Source organism: Facilibium subflavum (assembly GCF_003574485.1).
In the GTDB taxonomy this organism is placed as follows: Bacteria; Pseudomonadota; Gammaproteobacteria; order Francisellales; family Francisellaceae; genus Facilibium; species Facilibium subflavum.
Genome location: NZ_QLIT01000054.1, coordinates 1 through 597, shown reverse-complemented (window position 1 = coordinate 597; position 597 = coordinate 1). Strand labels below are relative to the sequence as shown.

The window sequence follows — 597 nt, the reverse complement described above, 5'->3', positions numbered from 1 at the left end:
AGTTAGATGGATGGGCTCTTTTCCAGAGATTGATCATAGATTTAAGCGGTTATCGAATGCTCGGATTGTAACCAACAGAAAAGGGAAAAGAGCCAAAATTTTATAACGAGTTATTCAACTTGCCGGTAATTGCTGGGTAATTGCTGTTATATGGATGGGCTCGGTCTCCAATTTTAGTTGTATCGTTACAACCCAAAACAATTTGATACATTTTTGCTATAGTTATATTTTGTCTTATATGTTAGGATTTATCCATTGTCTGGTGGATTTTTTGTCCAATAAAACTTAGGAGCTTAAAATGAATGCAGAGATTTTGATTTAGGTTCTGTGAACCAAAAAAACTACAAGATGTGAAATTAAGTTGATTTAATTTAATTAAAAAATGATTTGCAAGGTTGCAATCCTTGGTTTTAAATATATTTGAGAAAAACAACAAAGGATTGCAAAATGCATTATCACATAAATGAAAATGCTTGGGAAAAGATTTATGAATTTTTAATGACGGTAAAGAGGATACACTGCAAAAATACGGAATCTTTGCGTTTATTCGTGGAAGGGGTTTACTATGTGTTACGAACGGGTTGTCAATGGCGTATG

At 33.0% G+C, this 597-nt stretch carries 1 protein-coding gene; it reads left to right on the top strand.

Going from position 1 to position 597, the window contains the following annotated elements:
- Positions 1 to 447: 447 nt before the first annotated feature.
- On the top strand, positions 448 to 597 hold a 150-nt coding region (locus DNK84_RS04520; protein WP_162902217.1), incomplete at its 3' end, for a transposase.